This is a genomic window from Kitasatospora nipponensis (assembly GCF_039528135.1).
Classification (GTDB): domain Bacteria; phylum Actinomycetota; class Actinomycetes; order Streptomycetales; family Streptomycetaceae; genus Kitasatospora; species Kitasatospora nipponensis.
Map to the genome: position 1 here is coordinate 1 of NZ_BAAALF010001234.1, position 502 is coordinate 502.

At 69.3% G+C, this 502-nt stretch carries 1 protein-coding gene; it reads right to left on the minus strand.

What is annotated here, in order from left to right; all coding sequences use genetic code 11:
- Positions 1-502, minus strand: a 502-nt coding sequence (locus ABD323_RS45825) for a YncE family protein (RefSeq protein WP_425556382.1), incomplete at both ends; no start/stop codon positions are given.

Below are 502 nucleotides of genomic sequence, written 5' to 3' on the forward strand. Positions count from 1 at the left end.
CCGGCGGCCGCCCTTCGCCCAGTCCAGCCAGGGGGCGTCGAGCGCGGTGTTGTCCTCCCCGATCGACATGTTCCAGATCCGGGTGCCGCCGTCGGCGAACAGGTTCTCGTGCGGTTTGTCGCCGGTGCGGAACGAACCGAGCTGCGCGCCGGTCCTGATGTCCAGCACGTGCACGGTGTTCGAGGTGGAGGCGGACACGGCCACCCGACTGCCGTCCGGCGAGACCGCCATGTGGTCGGAGCGGTAACCCGACACCGGGAAGCGCCAGTTGATCCGTCCGGTGCTCAGATCGATCGACACCACGTCGGCGAAGCTCGGCCGGGAGACCACCACCGAGGGGCCGCCCGGCGCCGAGTACATGTCGTCGACGAACTGGTCGTGCCCCTCGCCGGGCCCCAGCCGGATGCCGAGGAAGTACGCCAGCTTCACCGGGTTGAGGTAGATCTCGGTCAGCCGCTGCTCCTTGTCCGGAACCACGTTCACCCGGCCGATCCTGGCCAGG